This is a genomic window from Streptomyces sp. NPDC090021 (assembly GCF_044748225.1).
In the GTDB taxonomy this organism is placed as follows: Bacteria; Actinomycetota; Actinomycetes; order Streptomycetales; family Streptomycetaceae; genus Streptomyces.
In genome coordinates, this window is sequence record NZ_JBIVFO010000003.1 from 219,694 (window position 1) to 226,603 (window position 6,910).

Annotated in this window: 7 protein-coding genes and 3 pseudogenes; 6 read left to right on the plus strand and 4 right to left on the minus strand. The window is 70.5% G+C overall.

Annotation, left to right across the window (positions count from 1 at the left end; translation table 11 throughout):
- Nucleotides 1-59 precede the first annotated feature (59 nt).
- Complete coding sequence (locus ACIPXC_RS03445; RefSeq protein WP_401613134.1) at nucleotides 60-1,292, plus strand: GNAT family N-acetyltransferase; 1,233 nt, start codon at nucleotides 60-62, stop codon at nucleotides 1,290-1,292.
- A 19-nt stretch (nucleotides 1,293-1,311) separates the two neighbouring features.
- Here ACIPXC_RS03445 and ACIPXC_RS03450 read toward each other — a convergent pair.
- Nucleotides 1,312-1,803 (minus strand): annotated as a pseudogene (locus ACIPXC_RS03450) (transposase); the annotation flags it as partial.
- A 164-nt stretch (nucleotides 1,804-1,967) separates the two neighbouring features.
- Between ACIPXC_RS03450 and ACIPXC_RS03455 the strand changes: the two are divergent.
- Both ACIPXC_RS03455 and ACIPXC_RS03460 read left to right on the plus strand, forming a co-directional pair.
- Nucleotides 1,968-2,156 (plus strand): Tn3 family transposase, encoded by a 189-nt coding sequence (locus ACIPXC_RS03455; protein WP_401613049.1) that lies wholly within the window; start codon nucleotides 1,968-1,970, stop codon nucleotides 2,154-2,156.
- Nucleotides 2,153-2,284: a hypothetical protein gene (locus ACIPXC_RS03460; protein WP_401613051.1), complete on the plus strand. Its 132-nt coding sequence runs from the start codon at nucleotides 2,153-2,155 to the stop codon at nucleotides 2,282-2,284. Before ACIPXC_RS03455 ends, ACIPXC_RS03460 begins: the two co-directional genes overlap by 4 nt.
- A gap of 7 nt (nucleotides 2,285-2,291) precedes the next feature.
- Here the strand turns inward: ACIPXC_RS03460 and ACIPXC_RS03465 are convergent, their stop codons facing one another.
- On the minus strand, nucleotides 2,292-3,155 hold the full coding sequence (locus ACIPXC_RS03465; protein WP_401613053.1) for an ABC transporter permease: 864 nt from the start codon (nucleotides 3,153-3,155) through the stop codon (nucleotides 2,292-2,294).
- Nucleotides 3,152-4,063 carry an ABC transporter ATP-binding protein gene (locus ACIPXC_RS03470; RefSeq protein ID WP_401613055.1) on the minus strand — a complete coding sequence of 304 codons (912 nt, stop codon included), beginning with the start codon at nucleotides 4,061-4,063 and terminating at the stop codon, nucleotides 3,152-3,154. The genes ACIPXC_RS03465 and ACIPXC_RS03470 overlap by 4 nt, the downstream gene beginning before the upstream one ends.
- 132 nt (nucleotides 4,064-4,195) lie before the next feature.
- Between ACIPXC_RS03470 and ACIPXC_RS03475 the strand changes: the two genes are divergently transcribed.
- From ACIPXC_RS03475 to ACIPXC_RS03485, 3 genes and pseudogenes are all read left to right on the plus strand, one after another.
- Entirely contained in the window at nucleotides 4,196-5,365 is a 1,170-nt protein-coding gene (locus ACIPXC_RS03475) for a sensor histidine kinase (protein WP_401613057.1), read from the plus strand.
- A complete protein-coding gene (locus ACIPXC_RS03480) occupies nucleotides 5,362-6,024 on the plus strand; it encodes a response regulator (RefSeq protein WP_401613059.1) in 663 nt (220 codons plus the stop codon). The genes ACIPXC_RS03475 and ACIPXC_RS03480 overlap by 4 nt, the downstream gene beginning before the upstream one ends.
- A gap of 167 nt (nucleotides 6,025-6,191) precedes the next feature.
- Nucleotides 6,192-6,311, plus strand: a pseudogene (locus tag ACIPXC_RS03485) (transposase); the annotation flags it as partial.
- Here ACIPXC_RS03485 and ACIPXC_RS03490 read toward each other — a convergent pair.
- Nucleotides 6,309-6,910, minus strand: a pseudogene (locus ACIPXC_RS03490) (DUF1648 domain-containing protein); the annotation flags it as partial. The pseudogenes ACIPXC_RS03485 and ACIPXC_RS03490 overlap by 3 nt on opposite strands.

Here is a 6,910-nt window from a genome sequence, read left to right on the forward strand (position 1 = left end):
CGGGCTGCGAAAACCGGTTGGACGGGACGGAGGAGTAATGCCACTGTCTGGCTGTGACCATGATCAAAAACGATTCCGCGGCTGTTCCGTTGGCCGACGGCCTTGTCCTGCGCCAGGCGCGGCCCGCAGACCTCGACCGGATCGGCGCACTCCTGTCCGAGCGCGGGGAGCCGGACGACGCCGTCGACCACCGGCTGGTCGTCACCGACCCCGACGCCGGTCTGTCCGCCTGCGCCGTGGTGGTCGACGGCGACCGGGTGGTGTCCACCGCGACGCTCCTCGACGAGGAGGTGTGCGTCGGGGGAGTACGCCTGCCCGCCGGTCAGGTGGAACTGGTCGCCACCGACACCGAGTACGAGGGACGCGGGCTCGTCAGGGCGCTGATGCACTGGGCCCACGAGCGTTCCGCCGCCCGGGGCCACCTCGTTCAGGCGATGATCGGAATCCCCTACTTCTACCGGCTGTTCGGCTATGAGTACGCCATCGACATACCGCAGGCGCTGAACGTGAACGCCCTGCCGCTGCCCGGTGAGGGAGACACCACGCTGCGGGCCGCCCGGCCCTCCGACATCCCGGCCATGGCTGCCCTGCAGGCCTCGGCCCAGAGCGGGTTCGACGTCACCATGCCGCACTCGGCGGCCTGCTGGCGTTGGCTCCTGGACCACGAGTCGAGCAACCTCGTGGTTCTCGAGCAGGCCGGCACGGTCATCGCCACCGCCCGCACCACCCCTCCGGGTGAGGAGATGCTCGTGGCCGAGGCGGCGGCACGCGACGAGGCGGCGGCACGGGACCTGCTGAGCCGTGTCGGCGCCCTGGCCGCAGGGCAGGCGCTGCAGGTCGTCCATCGGTCCGGCACCGTGACCGGCAACGCGTGGCAGGAGTTCCTCGACCACGAACCGCGCCGGAACGCGGAGCAGTACTACATCCGCGTCCCGGACGCCGCGGCGCTGCTCGACCGGCTGCGCCCGCTGTTCCGGCAGCGCCTGGCCTCGGCCGGACTCGACCGAACCGGCCGGGACATCGTCATCTCCACCTTCGGCGCCCACCACCGGATTCCCGTTCTCGCCGACGGGCTCGGTGAGGTCGTCACCGGCGGTGCGATGCAGTCGCCGGGGGCCGTGGGAGGCGCAGGGGTGGCCCCCGACCAGCTGGCCGCGCTGCTGTTCGGCCCGCACGGATTCGAGGGGCTGACCCGGATCCGCCCCGACGTCTACGCCGCGGACGAGGAACTGTTCCAGGCGCTCTTCCCCCGGCTCACGGCCGACGTACTCAGCTACTACCTTCCGTACTAGATCACTGATGCCAAGGGATTCAGTGGTCATACGCGGTGAGGGAACGCATGACGGGTTGTCCCATCTGGTCGTTGTGCCAGACCGCGGTGGTCAGCGCGAGAATCCGCTGGAGGACACGGACCATGACACCACCAGGTGTACGGCCCCTGGTGCCGTTCGAGATCGAGCTGGCCCTCGAACGGGTCGTTCACGGACTCGATGATCTGCCGCAACGGCTTGAACGGCTGCGATCCGGCCCGCTCGGGCTCGCCCTTGCGAGCCGGCCGCGGGAGCCGGAACTCCAGCGCGGCGAGCTCACGCTCGAACGCCGCGCCGTAGTAGTTCTTGTCCCCGATCAAGGTCTGACCGGGGCGGGAGGCCACGAGATCGGTCTCGGTGTCCAGGATGTCCAGCAGGGTGGTGCGCTCGTCGGCCTGGCACCGGTCAGCGCGAACGCGACGGGCAGGCCGTGCAGGGTGCACACCAAGGGCAGCCGCAAGGCCCAGAAGAACCGCGAGTGGCTGGCGCAGTAGGGGTCCAGCCAAGGTGAGCCCCAAAGGGGCAGTGGAATGATCTTGGAGGTCTGAGCTGCGGCTCTTGCGGATCTACCACCGGGAGCCGGACCGTGTTGCGTATTCCGCGGTCCTGATCTTCCTTCCCTGGCTCGTTTCCGGGGATGATCCGGCACGTGGGCGCGTGAGGCGCGTCCGTCCCCGCGAGGTCGGCCGGGTGATCCGCACTGTCCAGCTGCTGCGCTACCTTTCCGATGCCCCGCTGCGCGGCCGGGTGACGGCCGCGACCAGCAAGGTCGAGGCGTTCAACGGCTGCCGGCTGAGGGCGAGGTCATCGACCCGCTCGACCTGGCTCAGATCTCCCCGTACGTGACCGAGCACATCATGCGTTTCGGGGAGTACTCCACCCACGAGCTCGGCATCACCCCGGACGACTACGACGCCTACCTCGACGTCGACTTCAGTGCGCTCGGCAAAGACGTGGCGGAGGCCGCCCGCTGAGTTGGCCTCAGACATCCCGTCGGCTCACGACCGTCACAGCAACGGCCACCGAGACGAGCGCCCATGCCGTGAGCGCGATCCAGGAGCCCGTGATCGTGGCAGGGTACGCGCCCAGGCTGGTGTGGCCGTCGGGGTTCAGCGACAGCCGGGCCTGCGCGGCCAACGGCAGGTGGTTGCCGATCTCCTTCAAGAGCCGGTACCTCTCGCCCCCGAAGAGCATGGGCAGGATGAAGAGCATCCCCACGACGGCGACGATCGAGGCCGTGGCATGTCGAAGGACGGCGCCGAACGCCATCCCGATGAGCGCGCAGACCGGGATGACCAGCGCGTATGCCGTGACGGCCCGCAGGCAGCCGGGGTCGTGGATGGAGAGTCCGACGTGGCGCGAGGCGAGCATCGCGTTGGTGGTGAAGAACGACGTCACGGAGACGACCACACCGAGGACGAGCGTGATCGCCGTGACGAGGACCACCTTGGCCGTGATCACCGCGCGCCGGTCGGGGGTGGCGGCGAGCGTGGTGCGGATCATTCCGGTGGCGTACTCGCCGAAGACCGTGATGGCGCCGAAGCTGGCCGCGGCCAGTGCCATGACGTCGGCGGCGATGCGGCCCAGGCCGTGGAACAACGGGTCGTACTCGTAGGGCGGGAGACCGGGTAGTGGGGGATGCGGCTGGTCGATGTACGTCAGGTCGGAGTGGACGGCGTTGACGTTGATCGCGATGGCGACGACGGCGCTGAGGGCGAGCACCCAGTAGGTCGACCGGAGGGACCGCATCTTGATCCACTCGGCAGCGAGCAGGTCGACGAACCTGGCCACCGGTTCGGCGGCGCTCTCGGACGGCCGGGTGCTGGAGAACGTGGTTGTGCTCATCGGGCTTCTCCTGCGAGGTATTCGACGCTGTCGGCGGTGAGGGACATGAACGCCGACTCCAGGGACGAGGTGTGGGCGGCGAGCTCGTGCAGCACGATGCGGTGCCGGTGGGCGAGGTCGCCGATCCGGGCTGCGGTCAGGCCGGCGACCCGGCCCGCCTGGTCGCTCTCGCGGCGCACCGACGCACCCTCGGCGATCAGCAGGGCCTCCAGGGCCGCCAGGTCGGGCGTGCGCACGGTCACGCCCAGGGAGGCGTTGCGGGCTGAGAAGTCCTCCAGGCTCTCGTCGGCGATCAGCCGGCCCTGGCCGATGACGATGAGCCGGTCGGCGGTGTGCTCCATCTCGGCCATCATGTGGCTGGAGACGAACACGGTGCGGCCCTCGGACGCCAGACGGCGGAACAGACCGCGTACCCACAGCACGCCCTCGGGGTCCAGACCGTTCAGGGGCTCGTCGAACAAGAGCACCGGGGGATCGCCGAGCAGGGCGCCCGCGATGCCCAGACGCTGTTTCATCCCGAGGGAGAACCCTCCGATCCGGCGCCGCGCCGCCTTGGCCAGCCCGACCTCCTGGAGGACCTCGTCCACGCGGGACGGCGGGATGCGGTTGCTGCGGGCCAGGGCGGACAGGTGTGCCTGTGCGCTGCGTCCGCCGTGGACGTCCTGGGCGTCCAACAGTGCGCCGACGTGGCGCAGTCCCCGCGGGCGGTGCGCGAAGGGGACCCCGTCCACGGTGACGGCCCCGCTGGTGGGGGCGTTCAGGCCCAGGATCATCCGCAGTGTGGTGGATTTGCCTGCGCCGTTCGGGCCGAGGAAGCCGGTGACCTTGCCCGGTGCCACAGTGAAGGTCAGGTTGTCGACGGCGACGGTGTCGCCGTACCGCTTGGTCAGCCGGGTGGATTCGATCATGGGTCCAAGCTGCCGGAGAGGGCAAGGAGCCGGCATCGGCTGGTGGTTCACACTTGTGAGCCCTGCTGGTAGCCCGGGGGATTACGCCCGTGGGCCAATGCCCCGGTGGGAGCGCCTCGATAGGATCGACTGGTGATCGCCACTCCCCACCCACCCCTGCTCAAACGCGTGCCACCGGGTGTGTGGGTGGCGGCCTTCTGGTCGACCCTCATCCTGGTACGCACGGTCCAGCGGCCCGACGAACTGCAGCATCTGCTCCATTACAACGGCAACATCGAGGACGCACCGCTGCTGGTCACCGCCGTCGTCACGACCCTGGGCGCACTGCTGCTGTTCCGCGCGCCGCTGGCGGCCGTGGCCATCGCGCTCGCGGGCGCCGTGTTCTCGCTCGGGATGCCGGTGCGGGCGACGCCGGTCGTGCTCTTCCTTCTGGCCGACGCGGCCGTGGGCTACACCGCGGCGACCCGCTCACGGCGGGTCTCGGTCCTCGCGGCCGTGCTTCCGGTCGGCGTGCTGGCGGCGTACACGGTCTGGCGGCTGGGACGCGGGTACTTCTTCAACCTCTCGGTGCCGGCCGCCCTCGCGTCGACCGTCGTCATCGCCTGGCTCATCGGCAACACGATCCATCAGAACCGGGCATACGCGGACACGGTTCGCGCCCAGGCCACGCAGCAGGCGGTCACGGCCGAGCGGCTGCGGATCGCCCGGGAGCTGCACGACATGGTCGCCCACAACATCGGCATCATCGCCATCCAGGCCGGCGTGGGCAGCCTGGTCATGGACACTCAGCCCGCCGAGACGCGCAACGCGCTGGATGCCATCGAGGCCACCAGCAGAGAGACCCTCGCCGGCCTGCGGCGGATGCTCGGCGCACTGCGCCGGAGTGACCCGGAATCCGCGCCGCTTGATCCGCCCCCTGGTCTGGCCGCCATCGGTCAGCTGGTCGGGAAGACCGCGGCCGCCGGGGTCCGGGTCGATGTCCGGTGGCGCGGGGAACGTCGCGACCTGCCCTCCGACGTCGACCTGGCAGCCTTCCGCATCGTCCAGGAGGCGGTCACCAACGTCGTGCGGCATTCCGGCACCCGGGACTGCAGCGTCACGGTCGACTACCGCCCTGATGAACTGGCCGTCGATATCGTCGACCTCGGCTCGGGCGGCACCGTCGCAGAATCCGGATACGGCATCGTCGGAATGCGCGAACGGGTCAGTCTGCTGCACGGCGAGTTCAGCGCCGGGCCGCGTCCGGAAGGCGGCTTCCGCGTGGCAGCTCGGCTGCCGGTGCCTGTGGAGGCAGGACGGTGATCCGCGTCGTTCTGGTCGACGACCAGCCCCTGATCCGTTCCGGCCTGCGCGTCCTCATCGCCGACACCCCCGACCTGGAGGTAGCAGGGGAGGCCGGGAGCGGTGCCGAGGCGGTGGAACTGGTCCAACGGCTACGGCCGGACGTCGCCATCATGGACATCCGCATGCCCGGCATGGACGGCATCGAGGCCACCCGCCGGATCAACGCGGATCCGGAGTCGAAGACCCGCGTCCTCGTCCTCACCACTTTCGACGACGACGAGTACGTCTATGGCGCGCTTCGTGCCGGAGCGAGCGGCTTCCTCGTCAAGGACATGCCGCTGAAGACCATCCTCGACGGGATCAGGGTCGTCGCCGCCGGAGATGCCCTCATAGCTCCGAGCGTCACCCGCCGTCTCATCGAGGAGTTCGCGGCACGGCCCGAACCCGCCGCCACTACCCGCCGGGCGGTGGTCGACGGCATCACCGGCCGGGAACGCGAGGTCCTGACCCTCGTCGGTCGCGGCCTGTCCAACACCGAGATCGCTGAAGAGCTCACCATCAGCGTGGCCACCGCCAAGGCCCACCTCGCACGGCTCTTCACCAAACTCGACGCACGCGACCGGGTCCACCTCGTCATCCTTGCCTATGAGATCGGCCTGGTCGCGCCCCCACGATGAGGTTCACCGGCGGACTACCAGACCAGCGACCGGCCCTGCTCCACCGCCGGGCGGACACCCCCGGGCACGGAAGCTGCCACCTGCACGTCGACTCCGGCATCCACCCCGACCCGGCACGCCGCCACCTGGCTGGTACCGGTTACCGGAGTTGCGGCCCGGCCGACCACCATCACCTGCCGCCCCACGCACCCGACCTCAACCCCGCCGAAAGGATCTGGTCACGGCTGCGACGCGGATGGCTCCCCGACGTCGCCTTCAGCACACCCGAACACCTCGTCAAGGTGCTATTGGGGCCGTCCGGCGGAGAGGGTGTTGAGGAGTGCCGCCCCCCGCTCGGCGTCGTCGACGCTCACGGCGAAATCGGCACCCTTGCGGGGGCGGATGACCAGGCACTCACCGGCCCGGAGCATCACGGTGGTGCCCGAACCGCTCAGCCGGTACCCCCAGCCGCCGACCTGGGCCGGGGTCCGCGACTCGGCGCGGGAGGACTCGATGTCCTGCGGCGCCCAGCGTCGCGCCGGCCAGCCCAGGGGGCCGAACGCCACCTCCAGGCCCTTCTCCGTCACCCGTGCCTGTACGGAGGAGAAGGACAGGGTCAGGACCGAGGCGAGCGCGAAGGGGGTGACGAACGCCCACTGCGTACCGGTGAGCAGGCCGCCCGCGGCGGCGAGGGCGGCGGCGAGAGCCGCGACGCCGGTGACGGCCGCGACGAGGTGCAGCCAGGGGTTGGTGGTGCGGGAAAGCCAGACGAGGCGTTGCCCTGTCGGGATCTCCATGGATGCGCCCGCCGCGCCCGCCGCGCCCGCCGCGCCCGCCGCGCCCGCCGCGCCCGCCGCGCCCGCCGCGCCCGCCGCGCCCGCCGCGCCCGCCGCGCCCGCCGCGCCCG

What these genes read in the sequence shown, in the direction of transcription:
- ACIPXC_RS03445 (WP_401613134.1), top strand. Translation starts at nt 60, where the DNA reads ATGATCAAAAACGATTCCGCGGCTGTTCCGTTGGCCGACGGCCTTGTC.
- ACIPXC_RS03465 (WP_401613053.1), bottom strand. Translation starts at nt 3,155, where the DNA reads ATGAGCACAACCACGTTCTCCAGCACCCGGCCGTCCGAGAGCGCCGCC.
- ACIPXC_RS03470 (WP_401613055.1), bottom strand. Translation starts at nt 4,063, where the DNA reads ATGATCGAATCCACCCGGCTGACCAAGCGGTACGGCGACACCGTCGCC.